Genomic DNA, 22,246 nt, shown 5'->3' with positions numbered 1-22,246 from the left:
CCCGCACCTAGCCGAGCACGTCCCGGCGCGCCAGGCCGAGCGTCGCGACCGCGATGAGCAGTGCGGACACTCCGAGGAGAAGCGCGAGACCGCCGCCGTCGAGCCCGTTCGTGAGCGGGGCGTTCCCGAACGCCCAGTCGAACGGGGAGAACCGGCGCAGTCCGTCCAGGTCCGCGCTGTTGTTCGCGACGGCCTGCAGCGTGTAGCCGGCGACCGCGACCCCCGCGCCCGCGCCGACGCTCCAGGCGCGCCGCCCGGTGAGTCCGCCCGCCGCCAGCGCGGCCGTCGCGGAGACGAGTCCGACGCCGACCCAGGCCGCGACGGTCCACCACAGCTTCCCGGCGTCCAGATCGAGCTGGGCGGGTCCGTTCAGCGCCCAGATGATCAGCCACGCCGCGAGCCCGAGCCATGCGAGCTTCACGATGAGCGCCGCGGCGCTCTGGAGCGCATAGGACGCCCGTCCCACGCCGTGCGCGAGGGTCAGCTCCAGACGACCGGACTCCTCCGCGCCGCCGATGAGGGCGGCGCCCCACGTGATCGCCGCGATCGTGAGCAGCACGTAGCCGATGAGCCCGAAGAACGTCGCCTGGGTGTACCCGGACCCGGTGCCGATGTTCTGATAGCCGATCGTCTCCACGAGCGCCGGCGGCAGCGAGTCCAGCAGGTCGGTGAGCTCCGGCGACTGCATCGACGGGAACAGGGGCAGGTACAGCAGGGCGACGGCCGCCAGGCCCACCGTCCAGCCGAGCAGACCCCGCCAGCCGTCGGTCAGCGCGCGTCGCAGGATGGGGAGCGCCGCGGGACGGGCGCCGCCACGGTCGCTCACGGCCGTGCCCGCCGACGGTGCGGCCGCGACTCGGCTTCGTACAGACCGAGGACGGACTCCTCCAGGTCGGGCTCCTCGACGGTCAGCTCACGGACGGTGGATGCCGTGAGGACCCGGAGCACGGGATCGATGTCGCCGCGGCTCGTGGCGCTCACCCGCACAAGGCCGCCCGTCGGCGCCTCGGCGACCTCCAGCGCCTCGACGCCCGGGGTGCTCTGAAGGGCGCCGCGGACGGCATCCGCGGTCGATCCGGCCAGCGTCGCGTGGATGCGGCGGACGCTCGCGAGTCGCAGTGTCGCGACGGGTCCCTCGGCGACGACCCGCCCCTCGGCGAGGACCGCGACGTCGTCGGCCGCCTGCTGGATCTCGCTGAGCACATGCGAGCTGAGCAGGACGGTCTGACCCCGATCGCGTGCCTCCCGGATGAGGGCCAGGAACTCCCGCTGGACGAGCGGGTCGAGCCCGCTCGTCGGCTCGTCGAGCACGAGCAGTGCGGGCTCGTGCATGAGCGCCTGCACGAGTCCGAGCTTCTGCCGGTTGCCCTTGGACAGCGCACGCACGGGGCGCGCGAGGTCGAGGCCGAGCCGTTCGGCGAGCTGCTCGATCGCCCCGGGGCGCACGGGCCCGCTGATCTCGGCGAGATGTCGGAGCAGAGCCCCGCCGCGGAGGCGCGTCCCCCATCGCAGCTCGCCCGGGACGTAGCCGATCCGGCGGCGCAGGGCGGCGCCACCGGCCCGCGGATCCTCGCCGAGCACGGAGATCTCGCCGGACGTCGGGCGGATGATGTCGAGAAGCATCCGCAGCGTGGTGGTCTTGCCGGCGCCGTTCGGCCCGATCAGACCGTAGACCGAGCCGCGCGGGACGAGGAGATCGAGCCCGTGCAGGGCGGTGTGCCGGCCGTAGTCCTTGCGGAGCGCGCGGGTGCTGATCGCGGGCGAGCTCATCCGGGTTCCTCCTCTTCCGCGGCCAGTGTGCCACCGGCGGTCATGCCACGGAAGATGCGCGCGGCGACGGCATCAGCCCCGACGTCGGCCCGCGCAGCGCCCGGAGGGCGTAGAGGATCGTGGCGAGGTCGACGAGCTCCTGGATGAGCGCCCCGCCGACGGCCGGGATGACGCCGGTCATCGCGACGATCATGAGGCCGAGGCTGAGGCCGATGCCGATCCAGATCGCGGTGAGGGCGACCCGCACCGTGTGCCGGCCGATCGCGACGGCCTCCGCGACCTTGGCGAGCGAGTCGACGAGGATGACGACATCCGCGGCATCGCCGGCGGCCGTCGCCCCCCGTGCTCCCATCGCGACGCCGATGTCGGCCGCGGCGAGGACCGGGGCATCGTTGACGCCGTCGCCGACCATCATCGTGGGGCGGGGGCGGAGCCCGGCGGCCAGGTGCACCTTCTCGGCCGGCAGGAGATCGGCGTGCACATCGTCGATGCCCACCGTCGCGGCGATCGAGGCGGCGGTCGCGCGCGCATCGCCGGTGAGCATCGCGATGCGCGCGACGCCGTGCCGACGAAGCCAGGCGACGACCTCGGCGGACTCGGGCCGCGCGGCGTCGGCGAGGATCAGCGCGCCGGCGAACCGGCCGTCGATCGCGACATAGGCCGCCGCCTGCCCCGGCGCGAGCGTCGCGGGCTCCATGTCGGGTGTCAGGCCGGCGACGTAGCCCGGCTTGCCGACCACGACCTCGCGGCCCTCGATGACGGCGGTGACGCCGTTCGTCGCGACCTCGCTGGCGCGCGTCGCGGAACTCAGCGGGATGCTGCGCTCGTGCGCCGCGCGGCGGATGCCGTCGGCCAGCACGTGGGACGAGTACTGCTCGGCGGATGCCGCCAGGCGCAGCAGGTCGTGCTCCTCGACGCCGGGCGCGGCCCGCACCTCGACGAGCTCCGGTCGGCCCTGGGTCAGCGTCCCGGTCTTGTCGAAGCACGCCGAGCGCACGAGGGCGAGCTGCTCGATCACCGCGCCGCCCTTCATGATGACCCCGGACTTGGCCGCCCGCGAGAGGCCGGCGAGGAAGGCGACCGGCGCGGCGATCAGGAGCGGACACGGGGTGGCGAGGACGAGGACCTCGGCGACCGGCCGGGTTCGCCGGAGATGGCCCACGCCGTCCCGGCGAGGACGAGCGAGACGGCGGTGAACGGCACGGCGAAGCGGTCCGCGAGGCGCACCACGGGCGCGCGGGACTCCGCGGCGCCGCGCACGAGCGCCACGATCTGCTGGTACTGGCTGTCCGCGCTGCGGCGCACCACGCGGATCCGGACCGCCACCGTGCCGTTGGCGGCGCCGGAGAGCACTTCCTCGCCGGCCCGCCGGGTCACCGGGAGGCTCTCCCCCGTGATCGAGGATTCGTCGAACGAGCCGGTCTCGCTCAGCAGCGTGCCGTCCACCGGCACGATCTCCGACGGACGGACGAGGAGGACGTCGCCGACCACGACGTCGTCGACATCGGCATCCTGGATCTCGTCCGCATCCGCCGACCGGGGGTGGACGATCACATGCGCGACGCGCGGAGTGCGGTCCAGCAGTGCCGTGAGCTCCCGCTTGGCGCGCCGCCCCGCGACGTCTTCGAGGGCCTCGCCGCCGGACAGCATGAGCACGATGATGAGCGAGGCGATGTACTCCCCGACCGCGAGGGTCGCGACCATCGCGACGACCGCGAGGACGTCGAGCCCGACATGCCCGCGGAGGACGTCGCGGACCATCCCGACGAGCGTCCACACGACGAACAGTCCGACGAAGACCGTGGCGACCCCTCTCCCGACGGCCGGCATGCCCGACACATGCAGCAGGAGGACGACCGCGAGCACCACGATCGCGAGCACCATGACGCGGTAGCGACGGATTCCACGGAGGACGCGCACGACCCCAGCTTGGCGCAGATGCTCGACACGTGCGATCTCGTGCGGTGAGATGGGCGCATGACGGACGACGAAGGGGCGGAAACCGCCGCGGCGCACATCGTGGTCGGCGTCGACGGCTCCGACTCCTCGGTCGCGGCCCTGCGCCATGCGGCGAGGATCGCTGCGGCCGTGGACGCGCCGCTCGAGGCGGTGATCACCTGGACCGCGCCGCCCTACGTCGACTATTCGCCCATCGCGGGCTGGTCGCCGGAGGCGGACGCCGCCGCCGTTCTGGACGATGCGGTCGCGCAGGCCTTCGCCGACGCGCCGCCCCGCGGACTCCTCCGCACGGTGCTGCCCGGCCTGCCCGCCGCGACGCTGATCGCGCAGAGCAGGGATGCCGAGATGCTCGTGCTCGGCAGCCGCGGCCACGGCGGCTTCGCGGGGCTCCTGCTCGGCTCGGTCAGCGCCGCGTGCGCGGCGCACGCGCACTGCCCCGTGCTGATCGTGCGCGCCGAGGACTGACGGCGCGGGAGGACGGCGTCGCCGTCCCGCCTACCCGTAGAAGAGCTTCTCGAATGCCCGACGGGCACGTCGCGCCGCACCCATCCAGTCCTCCTCGACGAGGGTCGCCGAGCGCGGCGGGTATTCCAGAAGACGCCCGATGCCGTCGAGCTTGCCGCGGTCCACCGGCAGCACGTCGCTCGTCTGCCCGGACAGCAGCGTGTTGGCCGATCGCAGCCGGCTCGCGAGCCGCCATGCGGCCTCGAGCAGCTCTGCCGCGGTGTCCGGCACCAGGCCCGCGTCCACGGCGGCCGCCAGGGCGCCGAGGGTCGAGGTCGTCTGCAGCGCGGGGACGCGGTGCCCGTGCTCGAGCTGCAGAAGCTGCACGAGCCACTCGACGTCGCTGAGACCGCCCGGCCCGAGCTTCAGGTGCCGTGATCGGTCGGCGCCCTGCGGCAGACGCTCGTTCTCCACGCGCGCCTTGATCCGCTTGATCTCGCGGAGCCCCTGCAGCTCCACCTCCGCCGGATAGCGGACATCGTCGGCGAGGTGCATGAACCGCCGGATGAGCTTGACGCTCCCGGCCACCCCGCGGGCGCGCAGCAGCGCCTGCGCCTCCCACGACAGCGACCAGCGTCGGTAGTACTCGGCATACGCCTCGATCGATCGCGCGAGGGGGCCGTTGCGCCCTTCGGGGCGCAGCCCGGCATCGAGCTCGAACGGCACCCGCTGGTCTTCGGAGTACGTGCGCAGGCCGGTCACGATCTGGGTGGCGAGCGTGTGCGCGCGCTGCGGGTCGAGCCCGTTCGCGTCGTAGACGTACATGACGTCCGCGTCGGACCCGAACCCGAGCTCGCTCCCCCCGAAGCGGCCCATCGCGATGACGGAGAAGTCGAGCGCGCGGTCCTCCGCGGGCACGATCTCGCGCCGGACGGCGCGCAGCGTCGCCTGGATGGTGACCTCGCTGATCGTGGTGAGGCCGTGGGCGAGCTCGTCGATCGTCAGGATGCCGAGCACGCCGCCGATCGCGAGCCGGAGCAGTTCGCGGCGGCGCAGCGCCCGGACCGCCCGCATCGCCTCGTCGATGGGCGCGTGGCGGCCCTGGATGGCGCGGGCCTCCTCCTGCAGGGCGACGCCCGTGCGCGGGCGGAGACTCTCCTGCGAGTCGAGCCACGCGACCGACTCGGGGATCCACTCCATGAGCTCGCCGATGTAGCGCGACCCGGACAGGACCCGCGTGAGTCGCTCGGCCGCGCCGGACGAGTCGCGGAGCATCCGCAGGAACCAGGGCGTGTCGCCCAGGCGCTCGCTGATCCGACGGAAGGAGATGAGGCCGTAGTCGGGGTCGACGCCGTCGGCGAACCACCGGATCATCACCGGCATGAGATGCCGCTGGATCGTCGCCTTCCGGCTCAGGCCACTCGTGAGCGCGCCGATGTGGCGGAGCGCGCCGGCGGGGTCGCGGAACCCGATGGCCGCGAGGCGGTCGTGCGCCTGTGCCGGCGAAAGGGCCTGCTCGTCGCTCGGCAGCGCCGCGACCGCGGACAGCAGGGGCCGGTAGAAGAGCCGCACGTGGATGTCGCGGACCTCCCGCTTCACCGACTCCCAGAGCTGCCACACCCCGTCGCCGGTGTCGGCCAGCCGCGAGGCGCGCGCGAGGACGCGCAACCCGTCCGGTGTCGACGGCATGAGGTGCGTGCGGCGGAGGTCGCGCAGCTGCAGCCGGTGCTCGAGCACCCGCAGCTGCCGGTAGTCGTGCGAGAACGCGGCCGCGTCCGAACGGCCGATGTATCCCTCGGTCACGAGGGCTTCCAGGGCATCGAGCGTCCCGCGCTGCCGGATGCGCTCGTCGGCGAGCCCGTGCACGAGCTGCAGCAGCTGCACCGTGAACTCGATGTCGCGGATGCCGCCGGGCCCGAGCTTGAGCTGATGGGCGACCTCGGCGGCCGGGATGTGCTCGGTGACCCGCTCGCGCATACGCTGCACGCTGTCGACGAAGTTCTCCCGCGCGGCGCTCGTCCAGACCTTCGGCTGGACCGCCGCGATGTACGCGTCACCGAGCTCGCGATCGCCCGCGATGGGGCGGGCCTTCAGCAGGGCTTGGAACTCCCAGCTCTTGGCCCACCGCTCGTAGTACGACACGTGCGAGTCGATCGTGCGGACGAGCGCGCCCTGCTTCCCCTCCGGCCGGAGGTTGGCATCCACCTCCCACAGCGGCGGTTCGATCTCGATGCTCGTGATCCCGCGCATGGTCTGCACGGCGAGGCGGGTCGCGATGTCGATGACGCGGCTCTCCCCGATCTCCGCCGTGGCGCCCTCGTCGGCGCCTCCCGCGAAGATGACGTCGACGTCGCTCACATAGTTGAGCTCTCGTGCGCCGGTCTTGCCCATCCCGATGATCGCGAGCCGGACGGCGGACACCTGGTCGCGCGGGAAGAGCCCTGCCCCTGCGCCACCCGTCGTCACGCGGGTCCGCGCGACGCACAGCGCGGCTTCGAGCGCGGCGCCGGCGGCGTCCGCGAGGGCGGCGGCGACCGGGGCGAGCACGTCCACCGCGCTCGGCGCACGGAGGTCGAAGGCGGCGATCCGGGCGAGGAGCCGCCGGTAGCGGACGCGCAGGGCGACCCAGGCCGTCTCGTCTCCGGTCGCGGCGAAGCCCTCGCCGTCCGCGTCGACGGATGCCAGCAGTTCCGACCGCAGCACATCGGCGGTCGGCAGTGCTGCCCCGGCGCCCTCGAGATGGGCGAGTTCGGCGGGATGCCGCGCGTAGAACTCGCCGAAGCCGGGAGAGGCGCCGAGGAGAGCCCAGACCGTCACCGGGTCGCTCCGCAGCGCCGCGCGCACCGGCGCGGGGTCGCGTCGCGCGATGCGCGCGAGCGCGGCGATGGCGGCGTCCGGGTCGGCGGCCGCGTCGGCGCCGGTCACGACGTCGAGGCGAGCGATCCCGAGCTCCGCGGCGAGCTCGTCGAGCAGCGCGTCAGCGGCGGCCAGCTCGCCGAACCCGGCGCGCGCGAGCGTCGTGAGGGACGACGAGCGCTCCGTGGCGGACATCCGCTTTAGAGCATCTCCAGGTTGCTCTTCAGCTCGAAGGGCGTGACCTGGGCCCGGTACTCCTGCCACTCACGGCGCTTGTTGAGCAGGACGTAGTTGAAGACCTGCTCGCCGAGCGTCTCGGCGACCAGCTCGGACTCCTCCATGTACTCCAGCGCGTGGTCCAGGCTCGCCGGCAGCGGCGCGTACCCGAGGGCGCGGCGCTCCGCGTCGGTGAGGGACCAGACGTTGTCCTCCGCCTCCGGCGGCAGCTCGTAGCCCTCCTCGATGCCCTTGAGGCCCGCCGCGAGCATGAGCGCGTACGCCAGGTACGGGTTCGCGGCGGAGTCGAGGGCGCGGTACTCGACGCGCGAGGACTGCCCCTTCTTCGGCTTGTACATCGGCACGCGCACGAGAGCGGAGCGGTTGTTGTGGCCCCACGTGATGAAGCTGGGAGCCTCGTCACCGCCCCACAGGCGCTTGTAGGAGTTCACGAACTGATTCGTCACGGCGGAGATCTCCGGGGCGTGCCGCAGGAGACCCGCGATGAACTGGCGGCCGACCTTGGAGAGCTGGTACTGCGCGCCCTCCTCGTAGAACGCGTTGACGTCGCCCTCGAACAGCGACATGTGGGTGTGCATGCCGCTGCCGGGCTGGCCGCCGAGGGGCTTCGGCATGAACGTCGCGTAGACGCCCTGCTCGATCGCGACCTCCTTCACGACGGTGCGGAAGGTCATGATGTTGTCCGCCGTCGCGAGGGCATCGGCGTAGCGCAGGTCGATCTCGTTCTGCCCGGGACCGCCTTCGTGGTGGCTGTACTCGACCGAGATGCCGAGGTCCTCCAGCATCCGCACCGAGCGACGGCGGAAGTCGTGCGCCGTGCCGCCCGGCACGTTGTCGAAGTAGCCGGCCGAGTCCACCGGCTCAGGGCCGGCGGGTCCGTAGGAGGAGGACTTCAGCAGGTAGAACTCGATCTCGGGGTGCGTGTAGAACGTGAAGCCGGCGTCGGCGGCCTTCGCGAGCGTGCGCTTGAGGACGTGGCGCGGATCGGCGACGGCGGGCTGGCCGTCCGGCGTCGTGATGTCGCAGAACATGCGCGCCGTCGGGTCGATCTCGCCCCGCCACGGCAGGATCTGGAAGGTCGACGGATCCGGGTGCGCGAGCAGGTCGGACTCGTACGAACGCGTGAGGCCCTGGATCGCGGAGCCGTCGAATCCGAGGCCCTCCGTGAACGCGCCCTCCACCTCGGCCGGCGCGATCGCGACCGACTTGAGGGTGCCGATCACATCGGTGAACCAGAGGCGGACGAACTTGACGCCGCGCTCCTCGATCGTGCGCAGTACGAAGTCCCGCTGCTTGTCCATCGTGTCCTCTCGATGCCGACTTTCCGCCCAGACTATCGGCCCGCGTCGTCGTCCGAGTCCGCCGACACGTCCGGCGCGGACGACGATCCCCAGGAGTCCTCGCGCGCCTCCTCCTCGGCCCACGCGCGGGATCGGCGCTTCATGAGCTCGGGGGCCGCGGCGGCCTCCTCCGCGGTCTCGAACGGGCCCGCGCGGTCCACGGCGGGAGACTCGAAGCCCTTCTCGACCTGGTGGGTCGTGAGGTTGAACCAGTACTTCTCTGCGCCATCGGACATGTCGCGCCTCCTCGTGCGTCGTTGCGGGGTGCCCGTCTCGATCCTAACGAGGCGGTCCGTCCGGAACGAGGTTCCGCCGCCGGTCGGTAGGCTGGGAGCCATGACGGCGCAGGCGACGACAGCGGTCGGTGTGGACATCGGCGGAACAGGCATCAAGGGTGCACTCGTCGACCTCCGGGTGGGGCGACTGCTGAGCGACCGCGTCAAGGTCGCGACGCCGGCAGGAGCGGAGCCGGACGACGTGCTCGCGGCCGTCAAGGTGGTCCTGGAGACGCTCGACGTCACCGACGCGGACGTGCCGCTGGGCGTCGCGTTCCCGGCGATCGTCAAGCACGGCAAGACGCTCTCGGCAGCCAACGTGGCCGACACCTGGATCGGCTTCCCGGCCGAGGAGTTCTTCGAGCAGGGACTCGGGCGGGAGATCCACTTCGCCAACGACGCGGATGTGGCAGGCGTCGCCGAGCTGCGGTACGGCGCCGCGAAAGGGGTCGACGGGCTCACGATCCTGACGACGCTCGGCACCGGCATCGGCACTGCGATGCTGCACAACGGCCACCTGATCCCGAACTCCGAGCTCGGTCACCTGCAACGGGCGAAGCACGGCAAGGATGCCGAGGCGTGGACCGCGTACTCCGCCATGGAGCGCGACGAGCTGACGTTCCCGCAGTGGGCGAAGCGCCTGCAGTGGTACTACAGCCACCTCGAGTTCCTCCTCAGCCCCGACCTCTTCATCGTCGGCGGCGGCGTCTCGAAGCACGCTGAGCAGTTCCTGCCCCTGCTGAAGCTCAACACGCCGATCGTCCCGGCCGTGCACCGCAACAACGCCGGCATCATCGGCGCGGCGGCGCTCGCGCTCGCGGCGGACGTCGGCGTGCAGGGCGAGGAGACGGCCGCGCTGGTCGACAAGGCGACGCGCTGAGAAACCCACGCCCTGCGGCGATGCTCCCGGTGAGGCGAATGGGCCGGCCTGTACGCCGGGTTCTGTTCCGGGGCTGACGCCCCTTCGACGGTCATCTCTCTCGGCGACACGTTGCCGTGCCGCTCCAGCGGCCTACCCGGGGACTCGGCGGGCCGCGTCGTCATCCCCTGTCTGGCCTTGCTCCGGACGAGGTTTACCTTGCGGATCGTGTCACCACGATCCCGGTGGTCTCTTACACCACCCTTTCACCCTTACCGGGACTCGCGTCCCGGCGGTCTGCTCTCTGTGGCACTGTCTCGCGGATCACTCCGGGTGGGTGTTACCCACCATCCTGCCCTGTGGAGCCCGGACGTTCCTCGGTGCGGTCTCCCGCCACGCGACCGTCCAGCCGACCCATTCGCGTGTCCGATCCTAGTCGGCGCGCGCGAAACGCCGGAGGTTCTCCCCCTCGGGGCGTCGGGGTGATAGCGTGTGTTCACCGAGCCGTCTGGGGGGCAGAAGGCTCGGAGCCCATTGGGGGGGCATTCATCATGCGCAAGACAGCTCTATTCCTTGTCGTCGCCGCTGCGCTGGTCTTCAGCGCGCCGAACGCAGCATCCGCTGCCGACGAATCGACAGATTACGGACCCGACGAGCCGCGGACGCCGACGCTCGCGGGATCGACCGTCTCGCCGGCCTGTGATGCCGACGTGCCGTGGATCACGTACTCGATCGTGCTCACCGATCCGGACGATCAATCCACCGGCGACACGGCCCAGCTCACGCTCACGGACGGCTCGAGCTCGGTGACGCTGCCGCTCGGGACGCTGGGTCCCGACGGCACGCTCACCGGCAGCGTCCTCTGGCCCGGCGCGTCCGTGGACGGCAACGGCAACGGCAACGGCTGGCCGGGCTGGGTGTTCCAGAACGGCGAGTGGGTGCAGACCTCGGGCAACTACGCCTGGACGCGCGGCGACATCTCCGCGACGATCCAGGTGAACCCGGAGATCTCGGTCATGCTGTCCTACCCGCAGGCCACGCCGGATTGCGCGGTGTCGCCTTCGGTCACCGGCACGCCGAGTGGGCTGGCGGTCACGGGCGGACAGAGCGACGCGCTCCTCCCGCTCGCCGCGGGTGGCGGTGCAGCGCTGCTGCTCGGCGCCGGCCTCTACGCGGCTCGTCGTCGGCACGCGCGCAGCTGAGCCCGTGACGGGCGACGCGGCGGGCCGCCGGGCTACGCTCCGGCGTACCCGGGTCGTCGTCGCGATCGTCCTGGCTGTGCTGCTCCTCGGAGCAGCCGGCTGGGTGATCGGGCGCGGGTTCCTGGCCAAGAGCGAGCTCGAGTCCCTCGCCGCATCGGCGGGGCGGCTCGAGGACGCCGTGCAGGAGCGTGACATCGCCGCCGTCGAGGCGACGGTGCGCGAGATCGCCGCGCACGCCGGCACCGCCGCCGGCCTCACCTCCGACCCGCTGTGGCGGGCGACCGAGGTGCTGCCGGGCATCGGCGCCAACACGGCGGCCGTGCGGATCGTCTCCGCTCATGCGCGCGACCTCGCGGACGACGCGCTGCCCGTCCTCGAGCTCTTCCGCGCGCACGGGGACGAGGCCGACGCCGGCCTGGATCTCGCCGTCCTGGTCGATGCGCAGGCGCCGCTGGCCACGCTCGCCTCCAGCTTCACGGCAGCGGATGCCGAGCTGTCGGCGATCCGCGTCGATGAGCTCCTGGCACCCGTCGCAGACGGTGTCGGCACACTCGCGGCCGTGGTCGCCGACGGCGCCGAGGTGGCGGACGGCATCAGCTCGGCCGCCCGGATCGCGCCCGGGATGCTCGGGATGGACGGCACGCGACACATCCTGCTCATGATGCAGAATCCGGCCGAGCTGCGGACCGGGGGCGGGCTCAGCGGCAGCTTCGCGCTGCTGACGGCCGAGGACGGCAGGCTCCGTCTCACCGAGCAGGTCGACTCGTCGACGTTCCGTCATCGCCCCGAGGCGATCGTCCCGATCCCGGCGTCCACGACCGAGCTCTACGGGGATGCCGTCGGACGGTACGTGCAGAACGCGTCGATGACGGCGGACTTCGAACTCACGGTCGATCTCGCCACCGCGTGGTGGCGGACGCACTCCGACATCCCGGTGGATGCCGTCGTTTCGATCGACCCGCGCGTCCTGGCCTCGCTCCTCGCCGTCACCGGTCCCGTGGAGATGCCGGGCGGAGCCGCTCTCTCGGCCGACAACCTCGTGAAGGTCATGCTCGTCGACCCGTACCTGACCCTCTCCGGCGCCGAGCAGACGCGCATCCAGCGCGCCGCGACGCAGGCCGTGTTCGATCGGGTCCTCGGCGGCGGGTTCGATCTGTTCGCGTGGGCCACCGCCTTGGCCGATCCGATCGAGGAGGGCAGGGTGGCGCTGTGGAGCGCGCACGCCGACGAGCAGGACGTGCTGGCGGACAGCGCCGTGGCGGGCCCGCTCGCGCGTCATCGCGCCGCCGGCGACGACGCGTACGCGGTGTACTTCAACGACATGACGCAGGGGAAGATGGACTCCTTCCTCGACGTGGCGATCACCGCGGGGGCCGCGCGGTGCCGGACGGACGGCCGCCGCGACGTCGCGGTCACGGTCACGCTGACCTCCCTCGCACCCACCGAAGCCCGCACCTTCCCGGTGCTCATGACCGGTGCGAGCCAGGCGGGCATCGCCCCGGGGGACATCGCGACCCTCGTGACCGTCGCGGCGCCGGCGGGAGCCGATGTCGGCGGGGTCTGGGACGGCGACCGCACCGTCCTGTCGACGAACGTCGAGGACAACGGATTCCCCAGCACGGCCGCGAAGATCACGGTGGCTCCGGGACAGACGAAGAACCTCCAGTTCCGCTTCACGTCGGCGGGCGACGGCGATCCCGTCATCCTGCACACCCCGCTGCTGCGCGATGCGACGGTGGATGCGGAAGAGCCCGCCTGCCGCTGATCCTCACGCCTTCCCGGCGTCCTCCGCGATCCGCAGGTCGAGCGGGAAGTCCAGCGGGAAGTCGCCGAAGAGCAGGCGCCGGGCCGCATCCGCCGCGGCCCGCACGGCCTCCGCGGCCGCGTCGGCCTGCGCCGCGGGGGCGTGCACGATGATCTCGTCGTGGAGGAAGAACGCGAGGTGCGCTCGTCTGCCGAACACGGGGCCGGAGCGGCCGACCTCGTCGACGGGGTCGAAGGCCGCGAGCCGGCCGCGCACGTCGGCCAGCCAGGCGAGAGCCCACTCGGCGGCCGTGCCCTGCACGATGAAGTTGCGCGTGAACCGGCCCCGGTCCCGCGCCGAGCGTCGCGCGCGGGTCTCGTCGGCGGCGGTGGCCTCCGCGGCGCCGGCGCCCGACTGCACGTCGCGCCAGCCCGCCGAGGGCGCCGGCGCGGAGCGCCCGAGCCACGTCGTGACGATCCCGCCGTCCTCCCCGATCCGCGCGGCGTCGTCGACCAGGGTCATCGCGCGTGGGTAGGCCCGGCGGAGGGCCGGCACGAGCCGTCCGCTGTCACCGGTCGTCGCCCCGTACATCGCGCCCAGAACGGCGATCTTCGCCTCCTGCCGGGTCGCCACCACCCCTTCGGCGACGATGCCGGCGTAAAGATCGGTCCCGCGCGCGGCGTCGGCGAGGGCGGTGTCGCGCGCCATCGCCGCCAGCACGCGCGGTTCCAGCTGCGCGACGTCGGCGACGATGAGACGCCAGCCGGGATCGGCCCGGACCGCAGGGCGGAGCTGCCGCGGGAGCTGCAGCGCTCCCCCGCCGGATGAGGCCCAGCGTCCGGTGACGACGCCGCCCGGGACGTAGACCGGACGGAACCGGCCCTCGGCGGCCCACTCCTCCATCCATGCCCAGCCGTTCGCCGACAGCAGCCGCATGAGCTTCTTGTACTCCAGCAGCGGGGCGATCACCGGGTGGTCGTACTGGGCGAGCTCCCACCGGCTCGTCGACGTCGCGAGCACCCCGACGCGGTGCAGCGCGCGCAGCAGCTTGGGCTGCGAGTCGAGGCTCGCCGCGGGGTCGCCGAGGGCGTCCCGCACGCGAACCGCCAGCTCCTCGATCCGCGCGGGGAGCCGACCGGCGACCGGGCGGGGTCCGAGGAGCTCCACGAGGATCGCGTCGTGCACGCCGCCGTCCCACGGCAGTCCTGCGGCGTGCAGCTCGACGGCGATGACGGCTCCGGCCGACTCGGCCGCCAGCAGCAGCCGCAGCCGGCCGGGGTCGGTGGCCGTCTCGAGCGACGCACGCTGACGGGCGAATTCCGCGAGTGCCTCGTCGATGCCGTCCGGGACGGAGGCCCCGCCGCCGCGCTCTTCGAGGTCGAAGAGCGTCTCGGCGGCGGGCGCGACGGCGTCCGCCGCGGGGCCGTCCCATTCCGGGTGCGTGTGCAGCGCGGCGGCATCCGTCACGAGGGTGCTCCCGCGGAGGATCGTGTGGGACAGGCGCAGGTCGTGGCAGCGCGACACGACCACACCGGCGGCAAGGAGCGGCGGATACCACCGCGCCGTGTCGCTCCAGACCCAGCGCCGCGCCGGACCGGCGGCCGTCACGAGGGCCGGCAGGGCGGTCGACGCCACGGCGGTGCGTCGGCGTTCGCTGCCGTCGCCGGTCAGATCGGCGATGACCAGGTTCCCGTCCGGGCTCCGCCCGAGGACGCTCCAGACCGGATCGTCGACCGTCATCGCGGGAACGCGTGCCGGGTCAGAGACCGGTTTCGTCGCCGCGCACGAGGATGCCGCCGCACTCCGGGCAGGTGACGACGTCGTCCGCCGCGGCCTGCCGCAGGGTCTGGAGGTCGGTGCCGGAGAGGACCATGTTGCAGCCTTCGCAGGTGCGGCGACGCAGGAGCCCGGCGCCGACGCCGCGCGCGGCGAGCTTCTCGTAGAGCCCCACGAGGTCGGCCGGGATCTCTGCGGCGACGGCCTCGCGGTCGCGCGTGGCAGCCTCGAACCGTGCCGTCGCGTCGGCGACGGCGGACTTGCCCTCCGCGCTCAGCCGCGCGCCCTCGTCGTTGATGGCGGCGATGAGGGTCTCCTGCGCGAGCACGTCGGCGTCGGCGGTCTCCAGCCGCTCCATGATCTCGAGCTCGAGGTCTTCCAGGTCGCTCTTGCGCTTCGTCAGCGACGCGATCTCGTGCTCCAGGCCCTGCGCCTCCTTCGCGTTGGCGCTCGTCGCGAGCCGCTCCGCGTCGCGCGCCGCGCGGGCGTCCACCAGCGCGACGTCCGACTCGAGCCGCGACAGCTCGGTCTTGGCGTCGTCGCGGACGCCGAGGAGACGGGTCAGCTCCGCCGACAGCTCCTTGCGCTGGGCGAGCAGCTCCTGCACGCGGGCCGTCTGCTCGGGGTGCCGACGCTGGTGGTCCGCGTGGCGGACGGTCGCGTCGAGCGCGGCGAGGTCGAGGAGACGGCGCTGATCGGAGGGGCTGGCTTTCACAGTCCCCAACCTACCCCGCCCCCTCTCGCACGAGACCCGATCGGTCTAGCATGTGGGCTCTGACGCCCATGCGAAGGAGCCGTGAGATGAGCCTCATGAGGACGAAGTCCGTCGAGCAGTCGATCGCCGACACCGAGGAGCCGGAGTTCCGGCTCAGGAAATCCCTGTCTGCCCTCGATCTGACGGTCTTCGGCGTCGGGGTCGTCATCGGCGCGGGCATCTTCACGCTCACCGGCCGCGCCGCGCACGAGGTCGCCGGCCCCGCCATCGTCGTGAGCTTCGTCGTCGCCGCGATCGCGTGCGCGCTGGCCGCCATGTGCTACGCCGAGTTCGCCTCGACGGTCCCCGTCTCCGGTTCGGCGTACACCTTCTCCTACGCGTCGCTCGGCGAGCTGTTCGCATGGATCATCGGGTGGGATCTGATCCTGGAGATGTTCCTCGGCGCGAGCGTCGTCGCACAGGGCTGGAGCGCCTATCTCGGCGTGCTGCTCGAGCAGCTCGGGATGCCGATCCCCGCCGTCATCGGCTACGGCGGCACCGTCGACCTCATGGCGGTCATCCTCGTGCTCGTCCTCGGCGCGCTCATGACCCTCGGCATCCGCGAGTCGATGCGCGTGAACCTCGTGCTCGTCGCCGTGAAGCTGTTCATCGTGCTGTTCGTCATCGTCGCCGGCATCCTGTTCATCGATCCCGCGAACTACTCGCCCTTCGTGCCGGCCACGGCGCCGCGCGAAGCGGCCTCCGGACTCACCCAGCCGCTCCTGCAGTTCCTCTCCGGCGCCGAGCCGATGGCGTTCGGCCTCGGCGGGATCTTCGCCGGCGCCGCCCTCGTCTTCTTCGCCTACATCGGGTTCGACGTGGTCGCGACGACGGCGGAGGAGACGAAGAACCCGCAGCGCGACCTGCCGATCGGCATCATCGCATCGCTCGCGATCTGCACGGTCCTGTACTGCGCCGTCGCGCTCGTGGTGACCGGCATGGTCTCCTACCAGGACCTCGACCCGGCGGCCGCGCTCGCCAACGCCTTCGCCTTCCACGGGCAGACCTGGATGGCCACCGTGATCTCCGCCGGTGCCGTCGCGGGCCTCACAACGGTCGTCCTGACGCTGCTGATCGGTGCAACGCGCATCATCTTCGCCATGTCGCGCGACGGTCTGCTGCCCGAACGGCTCGCGAAGGTGCACCCCACCCGCCGCACGCCGTGGCTCATCTCCATCATCGTGACGGCGATCGTCGCCGTCGTCGCCGGCTTCACACCCGTCGGGGTGCTCGAGGAGATGGTGAACATCGGGACGCTGTCGGCGTTCATCCTCGTGTCGGTCGGCGTCATCGTGCTGCGCCGCAGCCGCCCCGATCTTCCGCGCGGATTCCGCGTGCCGTGGAATCCGTGGCTCCCGGGGCTGTCCGCGGTCATCTGCATCTACCTGACGCTCAACCTGACGGTGGAGACGTGGCTCCGGTTCATCATCTGGCTCGTTCTGGGCTTCGTCGTCTACTTCGCGTACTCGCGGCGCAACTCGAGGCTCGGACGCGGTGCGCGGCCGGACCACGCGTCGCGGCGGGGCTAGACGCCGTCCGGCGGCGCCGCGCGCCGCAGCCGGACCAGCCGGTAGCCCACGCCGACGACGAGCACGGTGAGGCCGACGACGATCGAGGCGGGCGGCAGCGTGACGACCAGCACGAGACAGCCGGCGGCACCGAGCACCTGGAGCCCTCGCACGTAGCGGCGGTGCTCACGGGTCTGCGTGAAGGCGGCGACGTTGGCGATCAGGTAGTACAGCAGCACGCCGAAGGAGGAGAACCCGATCGCACCGCGCAGGTCGACGACGAGCACGAGGATGCCGACGACGGCTGCGAGGGCGACGTCGGCGTGATGCGGGACCCGATACGTCGGGTGGACACCGGCGAGCCAGGTCGGGAGGTCGCCGTTGCGCGCCATCGCCAGGGCGGTCCGCCCGACCCCCGCCACGAGGGCCAGCAAGGCGCCGAGCGCCGCCGCCGCCGCGCCGACGCGGACGATCGGGGCCGCCCAGTGCGCGTCGGCGACGGTCACGACCTCCACGAGGGGGGCTGTGGCGGTCGCGAGCCGGTCCGGACCCAGAACGAGCAGCACCGTGACGGCGACCAGCGCGTAGACGACCAGGACCAGCGCCAGCGCGGTCACGATGGCCCGCGGGATGGTGCGCCGAGGCTCCTTCACCTCCTCGCCCATCGTCGCGATCCGCGCGTAGCCCGCGAACGCGAAGAAGAGCAGCCCGGCCGACTGCAGGATGCCGTACGGCCCTCCCGCGAACAGCTCGCCGTCGAACCCGGTCGGAGCCCGATCTCCGGCCGTGAGCCCCACCACCACGACGAGGCCGAGGACGAGGAGCACCACCGTCACGATGATCCGGGTGAGGCGGGCCGTCCGGGTGACGCCGCGATAGTTCACCGCCGCGAGCCCCAGGACCGCAGCGACCGCGACCGGCTTCTCCCATCCGGCGGGGGCGGCGTACGCCGCGAAGGTCATCGCCATCGCCGCGCAGCTCGCCGTCTTGCCCACCACGAAGCTCCACCCGGCGAGGAAGCCGGGCCATGCGCCCAGGCGCTCCCGGCCGTAGACGTAGGTGCCGCCGGACGTCGGGTACTGCGCGGCCAGCTGCGCCGACGCCGTGGCGTTGCAGAAGGCGACGATCCCGGCCATCGCCAAGCCGATCAGCAGACCGGCGCCCGCGGCGGCGGCGGCCGGAGCGAACGACGCGAAGATGCCCGCCCCGATCATCGAGCCCACCCCGATCACGACGGCGTCGAACGTGCCGAGTCGGCGGGCGAGGGCGGGACCGGAGCTCATCGCGGGAATGCTAGCGGGTGAAGGTGACGGTGGGCCCTGCCGGGATCGAACCGACGACATCCACGGTGTAAACGTGGCGCTCTACCAGCTGAGCTAAAGGCCCCTCCCCCCAGTGTAGGAGGCCGCGGCGGGGCACCCCGCCCCGCCGCAGAGTCGCTAGGCTGAGTGGCGATGCGTTGTCCGTGCTGTACAAAGCCGCGCGCGTCCGAAGCCCCATTCCTGGCATGACCTGCCAGACGACGAAAGGTCTCCCGTGACTGTCAACGATCAGGATCCGTACTCGCAGGGCCCGCTGGACAGCGATCCCGACGAGACGGCGGAGTGGCGGGAGTCCCTCCAGCAGCTCGTGGATGCCAAGGGCGCCGGGCGCGGCCGCGAGATCATGCTGAGCCTCCTGCAGACCTCGCACGAGCTGCAGCTCAACGTGCCGCAGGTCCCGACGACGGACTACATCAACACGATCGCGCCCGAGAACGAGCCCGAGTTCCCCGGTGATGAGGAGCTGGAGCGCCGCTACCGCCGGTGGATCCGCTGGAACGCCGCCCTCACGGTGCACCGCGCGCAGCGCCCCGGCATCGGCGTCGGCGGGCACATCTCCACCTACGCGTCCTCTGCCTCGCTGTACGAAGTGGGCTTCAACCACTTCTTCCGGGGTCTGGACCACCCCGGCGGCGGCGACCAGATCTTCATCCAGGGTCACGCCTCCCCCGGCATCTACGCCCGGTCCTTCCTCGAGGGTCGGCTCTCCGCCGACCAGCTCGACGGCTTCCGCCAGGAGAAGTCCAAGGCGCCCGTCGGCATCCCGTCCTACCCGCACCCGCGTCTGATGCCGGATTACTGGCAGTTCCCGACTGTCTCGATGGGTCTCGGTCCGATCAACGCCATCTACCAGGCGATGAACAACAAGTACCTGACGAACCGCGGCGTCAAGGACCTCTCCGACTCGCACGTTTGGGCGTTCCTCGGCGACGGCGAGATGGACGAGGTCGAAAGCCGCGGCCAGCTGCAGGTTGCCGCGAACGAGGGCCTGGACAACCTGACGTTCGTCGTCAACTGCAACCTCCAGCGCCTCGACGGCCCGGTCCGCGGCAACGGCAAGATCATCCAGGAGCTGGAGAGCTTCTTCCGCGGCGCGGGCTGGAACGTCATCAAGGTCGTCTGGGGTCGCGGCTGGGACGAGCTGCTCGACGTCGACCGCGCCGGCGCGCTCGTGCACCTCATGAACACGACGCCGGACGGCGACTTCCAGACCTACCGCGCCGAGGACGGCAAGTTCATCCGCGACCACTTCTTCGGTCGCGACGAGCGCACCGCCGACATGGTCAAGGACTGGTCGGACGAGGACATCTGGGGCAAGCTCCGCCGCGGTGGCCTGGACTATCAGAAGCTGTACGCGGCGTACGACGCCGCCGTCAAGCACAAGGGTCAGCCCACCGTCATCCTCGCCAAGACGATCAAGGGCTACGGTCTCGGTCACCACTTCGAGGGCCGCAACGCGACCCACCAGATGAAGAAGATGACCCTCGAGGACCTCAAGCACTTCCGCGACTCGATGCGCATCCCGATCACGGACGCGCAGCTCGAGGAGAACCCGTACGCCCCGCCGTACTACCACCCGGGCAACGAGGACGAGACGATCCAGTACATGATCGAGCGTCGTCGCGGCCTCGGCGGGTTCCTGCCCGAGCGCCGCACGCACCACGTGCCGATCAACCTCCCCGACGACAGTGCGTACGCGCTGCCGAAGAAGGGCTCCGGCACGCAGGAGATCGCCACGACGATGGCGTTCGTGCGTCTGCTGAAGGACCTGCTGCGGGCGAAGGACTTCGGCCACCGCATCGTCCCGATCATTCCCGACGAGGCGCGCACGTTCGGCATGGACGCGTACTTCCCGACGGCCAAGATCTACAACCCGAACGGGCAGAACTACACGTCGGTGGACCGTGAGCTGCTCCTGGCGTACAAGGAGAGCCCGCAGGGCCAGATCCTGCACGTCGGCATCAACGAGGCGGGCGCCGTCGCGGCGTTCACCGCGACGGGCACCTCGTACTCGACGCACGGCGAGCCGCTCATCCCGGTCTACGTCTTCTACTCGATGTTCGGCTTCCAGCGCACCGGTGACGCCCAGTGGGCCGCCGGCGACCAGATGGCGCGCGGGTTCATCATCGGCGCCACCGCCGGCCGCACGACGCTGACGGGCGAAGGCCTGCAGCACGCCGACGGCCACTCCCACCTGCTGGCATCCACGAACCCGGCGACGGTCTCCTACGACCCCGCGTACGGGTACGAGATCGCGCACATCGTGCGGTCGGGCCTGGAGCGCATGTACGGCGGGAACCACGCCGACCCGAACGTCATGTACTACATCACGGTCTACAACGAGCCGCTCGTGCAGCCGGCCGAGCCGGAGCACGTCGACGTCGAGGGCATCGTCCGCGGCATCCACCGCATCTCCGTCGGCGAGGGCGATGGGCACCGCGTGCAGCTCCTCGCCTCGGGCGTCGGGGTGCCGTGGGCACTCGAGGCGCAGCAGCTGCTCCGCGAGGACTGGGGTGTCGTGGCCGACGTCTGGTCGGTGACGAGCTGGACCGAGCTGCGCCGAGACGGCCTGGCCGCCGACGAGCACAACTTCCTGCACCCGCTCGACGAGCCGCGCACGGCGTACGTGACGCAGAAGCTCGCGGACTCCGAGGGCCCGATCATCGCGGTCAGCGACTTCATGCACGCCGTCCAGGACCAGATCCGGCCGTGGGTGCCGCGCTCGTACGCGACGCTCGGTGCCGACGGGTTCGGCTTCTCCGACACCCGTGCCGCAGCACGCCGGTTCTTCAAGATCGACGGGCCGTCCCTCGTCGTGCGGACGCTGCAGTCGCTCGCCGATGAAGGTCGCGTGGACCGCGCGCTGTCGGCGCAGGCGATCGAGAAGTACCGTCTGCAGGATGTGACCGCCGGCACGAGCGGAAACGCCGGCGGCGAGAGCTGACGGCCTCGATGCCCGTTCGCCCGACGGCGCAGGAGAAGGCGGAGACCCTCGCATGGCTGCGGCGTATCTCCGGGGACCTCGCGACCATCACGATCAAACGGCTCGAGGACTCTCTGCCCTGGTACGCGGAGATGCCGCCCGCGCGACGCTCGACCGTCGGGCTCGTCGCGCAGGCGGGCATCTCCTCGTTCATCCAGTGGTACGACGACCCCACCTCCACGCCGTGGATCGCGGCCGACATCTTCGCCGCTGCTCCCCGCGAGCTGCTGCGCAGCGTCAGCCTGACCCAGACCCTGCAGCTCATCCGCGTCACCGTCGAGGTGACCGAGGAACGGGTCGCCGGTCGCGGTGAGGACCTGCGTGAGAGCATCCTGCTCTACTCGCGCGAGGTGGCCTTCGCCGCCGCCGACGTCTACGCCCGCGCCGCCGAGGCGCGGGGACTGTGGGATGCGCGGCTGGAGGCGCTCGTCGTCGACTCGATCCTGACGGGCGAGGCCGACGAGGAGCTGCCGAGTCGTATCGCGGCACTCGGCTGGCACGGGCACGGCGAAGTCGCGGTCCTCGTCGGCACGACGCCCCCGCAGTTCGACGTCGACCAGCTGCGGCGTCTCGCGCGCAAGCTCGGCGTCGACGTCCTGATCGGCGTGCAGGGCTCGCGGCTCGTGCTCGTGATCGGCCGGGCCGACCTGCCCGGGCGCGAGGACTCCGCGGCCGAGCCGCTTCCGTTCTCCGAGATCGCGAAGCGACTGGAGCCCGGGTTCGGTGCCGGACATCTCGTGCTCGGCCCGCCGGTGGCCGCCCTCATCGACGCCGGGCAGAGCGCTCGCGCCGCCCTCGCCGGCTTCGCCGTCGCGAAGGCGTGGCGCCACGCCCCGCGTCCCGTCGAGGCCGACGACCTCCTGCCCGAGCGGGCACTGGCCGGCGACTCGGTCGCGAAGGTCACGCTCGTCGAACGGATCTACCGCCCGCTGCAGGCGCACTCCACCGATCTCGTGCTGACGCTGTGGAGCTACCTCGACAACGGCCGGTCGCTCGAGGCGACGGCGCGGGAGCTGTTCGTGCACCCGAACACCGTGCGCTACCGGCTCAAGCGGGTCTCCGACGTCATCGGCTGGGACGCCACCGGGCCGCGTGAGGCTCTCATCCTGCAGACGGCCCTCATCCTCGGCTCGATCGGCACCGAGGTCACCCGTCGGCGTCCCGCTCCCCCGCGCCGTGGCTGAGTGAGAGCTGGGAACGGCCGCGCTGTTGAGGCA

At 71.8% G+C, this 22,246-nt stretch carries 15 protein-coding genes, 1 tRNA gene, 1 other RNA gene and 1 pseudogene; 7 read left to right on the top strand and 11 right to left on the bottom strand.

Annotated elements, in window-relative coordinates:
* Nucleotides 1–7: 7 nt before the first annotated feature.
* The 3 genes and pseudogenes from QZL85_RS03840 to QZL85_RS03830 all read right to left on the bottom strand — a co-directional run bounded on the left by QZL85_RS03840 (nt 8) and on the right by QZL85_RS03830 (nt 3,654).
* The gene (locus tag QZL85_RS03840; RefSeq protein ID WP_295573777.1) at nt 8–826 is read right to left on the bottom strand and encodes an ABC transporter permease subunit; all 819 of its coding nucleotides are present in this window, start codon (nt 824–826) and stop codon (nt 8–10) included.
* Entirely contained in the window at nt 823–1,770 is a 948-nt protein-coding gene (locus QZL85_RS03835; protein ID WP_295573775.1) for an ABC transporter ATP-binding protein, read from the bottom strand. The genes QZL85_RS03840 and QZL85_RS03835 overlap by 4 nt, the downstream gene beginning before the upstream one ends.
* 40 nt (nt 1,771–1,810) lie before the next feature.
* Nucleotides 1,811–3,654: pseudogene (locus QZL85_RS03830) on the bottom strand (heavy metal translocating P-type ATPase).
* A 93-nt stretch (nt 3,655–3,747) separates the two neighbouring features.
* On the opposite strand from QZL85_RS03830, the gene QZL85_RS03825 reads away from it, so the two are divergent.
* The gene (locus QZL85_RS03825) at nt 3,748–4,194 is read left to right on the top strand and encodes a universal stress protein (protein ID WP_295573772.1); all 447 of its coding nucleotides are present in this window, start codon (nt 3,748–3,750) and stop codon (nt 4,192–4,194) included.
* Between the two features lie 30 nt (nt 4,195–4,224).
* On the opposite strand, the gene QZL85_RS03820 is transcribed toward QZL85_RS03825, so the two are convergent.
* Genes QZL85_RS03820 through QZL85_RS03810 form a run of 3 tightly spaced genes read right to left on the bottom strand, consistent with a single transcriptional unit; the run spans nt 4,225 to nt 8,842 of the window.
* Nucleotides 4,225–7,224 (bottom strand): bifunctional [glutamine synthetase] adenylyltransferase/[glutamine synthetase]-adenylyl-L-tyrosine phosphorylase, encoded by a 3,000-nt coding sequence (locus tag QZL85_RS03820; RefSeq protein ID WP_295573769.1) that lies wholly within the window; start codon nt 7,222–7,224, stop codon nt 4,225–4,227.
* 5 nt (nt 7,225–7,229) lie between these two features.
* On the bottom strand, nt 7,230–8,567 hold the full coding sequence (glnA, locus tag QZL85_RS03815; protein WP_295573768.1) for a type I glutamate--ammonia ligase: 1,338 nt from the start codon (nt 8,565–8,567) through the stop codon (nt 7,230–7,232).
* Nucleotides 8,568–8,599: 32 nt separating this feature from the next.
* On the bottom strand, nt 8,600–8,842 hold the full coding sequence (locus tag QZL85_RS03810; protein WP_295573766.1) for an SPOR domain-containing protein: 243 nt from the start codon (nt 8,840–8,842) through the stop codon (nt 8,600–8,602).
* 100 nt (nt 8,843–8,942) lie between these two features.
* On the opposite strand from QZL85_RS03810, the gene ppgK reads away from it, so the two are divergent.
* Nucleotides 8,943–9,761, top strand: coding sequence for a polyphosphate--glucose phosphotransferase (gene ppgK / locus QZL85_RS03805; protein WP_295573764.1), 819 nt, complete (start codon nt 8,943–8,945; stop codon nt 9,759–9,761).
* A gap of 35 nt (nt 9,762–9,796) precedes the next feature.
* On the opposite strand, the gene rnpB is transcribed toward ppgK, so the two are convergent.
* Nucleotides 9,797–10,157: RNase P RNA component class A (gene rnpB / locus QZL85_RS03800), an RNA gene on the bottom strand.
* 134 nt (nt 10,158–10,291) lie between these two features.
* Here rnpB and QZL85_RS03795 point away from each other — a divergent pair.
* Both QZL85_RS03795 and QZL85_RS03790 read left to right on the top strand, forming a co-directional pair.
* On the top strand, nt 10,292–10,942 hold the full coding sequence (locus QZL85_RS03795; protein ID WP_295573762.1) for an LPXTG cell wall anchor domain-containing protein: 651 nt from the start codon (nt 10,292–10,294) through the stop codon (nt 10,940–10,942).
* 4 nt (nt 10,943–10,946) lie between these two features.
* Nucleotides 10,947–12,707, top strand: coding sequence for a DUF4012 domain-containing protein (locus QZL85_RS03790; protein WP_295573760.1), 1,761 nt, complete (start codon nt 10,947–10,949; stop codon nt 12,705–12,707).
* Nucleotides 12,708–12,710: 3 nt separating this feature from the next.
* Here the strand turns inward: QZL85_RS03790 and QZL85_RS03785 are convergent, their stop codons facing one another.
* The gene (locus tag QZL85_RS03785) at nt 12,711–14,426 is read right to left on the bottom strand and encodes a bifunctional 3'-5' exonuclease/DNA polymerase (protein WP_295573758.1); all 1,716 of its coding nucleotides are present in this window, start codon (nt 14,424–14,426) and stop codon (nt 12,711–12,713) included.
* Nucleotides 14,427–14,445: 19 nt separating this feature from the next.
* Nucleotides 14,446–15,177 (bottom strand): zinc ribbon domain-containing protein, encoded by a 732-nt coding sequence (locus tag QZL85_RS03780; protein ID WP_295573757.1) that lies wholly within the window; start codon nt 15,175–15,177, stop codon nt 14,446–14,448.
* Between the two features lie 86 nt (nt 15,178–15,263).
* Here QZL85_RS03780 and QZL85_RS03775 point away from each other — a divergent pair, with 86 nt between their 5' ends.
* On the top strand, nt 15,264–16,745 hold the full coding sequence (locus tag QZL85_RS03775; RefSeq protein WP_295573755.1) for an amino acid permease: 1,482 nt from the start codon (nt 15,264–15,266) through the stop codon (nt 16,743–16,745).
* On the opposite strand, the gene QZL85_RS03770 is transcribed toward QZL85_RS03775, so the two are convergent.
* Together QZL85_RS03770 and QZL85_RS03765 are read right to left on the bottom strand one after the other, a co-directional pair.
* Nucleotides 16,742–18,007 (bottom strand): APC family permease, encoded by a 1,266-nt coding sequence (locus QZL85_RS03770; RefSeq protein WP_295573754.1) that lies wholly within the window; start codon nt 18,005–18,007, stop codon nt 16,742–16,744. The two genes, QZL85_RS03775 and QZL85_RS03770, sit on opposite strands and share 4 nt — an antisense overlap.
* Before the next feature lie 30 nt (nt 18,008–18,037).
* Nucleotides 18,038–18,110 (bottom strand) — tRNA-Val (locus QZL85_RS03765).
* A 150-nt stretch (nt 18,111–18,260) separates the two neighbouring features.
* Between QZL85_RS03765 and aceE the strand changes: the two genes are divergently transcribed.
* Both aceE and QZL85_RS03755 read left to right on the top strand, forming a co-directional pair.
* Entirely contained in the window at nt 18,261–20,990 is a 2,730-nt protein-coding gene (gene aceE, locus QZL85_RS03760; RefSeq protein ID WP_295573751.1) for a pyruvate dehydrogenase (acetyl-transferring), homodimeric type, read from the top strand.
* A gap of 8 nt (nt 20,991–20,998) precedes the next feature.
* Nucleotides 20,999–22,213 (top strand): CdaR family transcriptional regulator, encoded by a 1,215-nt coding sequence (locus QZL85_RS03755; RefSeq protein WP_295573749.1) that lies wholly within the window; start codon nt 20,999–21,001, stop codon nt 22,211–22,213.
* Nucleotides 22,214–22,246 lie beyond the last annotated feature (33 nt).

This window comes from uncultured Microbacterium sp., assembly GCF_900078385.1.
Classification (GTDB): Bacteria; Actinomycetota; Actinomycetes; order Actinomycetales; family Microbacteriaceae; genus Microbacterium.
The sequence above is the reverse complement of the archived record's forward strand: the minus strand, read 5'-3'. Positions and strand labels throughout refer to the sequence as shown.